At 35.8% G+C, this 408-nt stretch carries 1 protein-coding gene; it reads right to left on the bottom strand.

The genetic code is table 11. The features are described from left to right. Positions 1-408: tRNA ligase subunit PheS family protein (locus FMN63_RS30035; RefSeq protein WP_502706259.1), on the bottom strand; the 408-nt coding region annotated here is incomplete at both ends.

Here is a 408-nt window from a genome sequence, read left to right as displayed (position 1 = left end):
CTTCTATACCATATTTCAACATTGCAATACGGTCTGGTCCCATACCAAATGCAAATCCAGAGTACTCTGAAGAATCAAAACCAGCCATTTCTAATACATTAGGATGTACCATTCCAGCACCTAAAATTTCAATCCATCCTGTGTGTTTACACACATTACAACCTTTTCCTTTACATTTAAAACATGACACATCAACTTCTACAGAAGGTTCAGTGAATGGGAAGTAACTTGGACGTAAACGAATTTCACGATCAGCACCAAATAATTTCTTAGCTAACAATTCTAAAGTACCTTTCAAATCACTCATTTTAACGTTTTTATCAACAACTAATCCTTCGATTTGTGTAAATTGATGACTATGTGTCGCATCATCAGAGTCACGACGATACACTTTACCAGGGCAAATAA

It is taken from the genome of Stappia sp. BW2 (genome assembly GCF_008107695.1).
Lineage (GTDB): Bacteria > Pseudomonadota > Alphaproteobacteria > Rhizobiales > Stappiaceae > Roseibium.
Note: the sequence above shows the minus strand (reverse complement) of the source record. Positions and strands in the feature narration are given on the sequence as shown.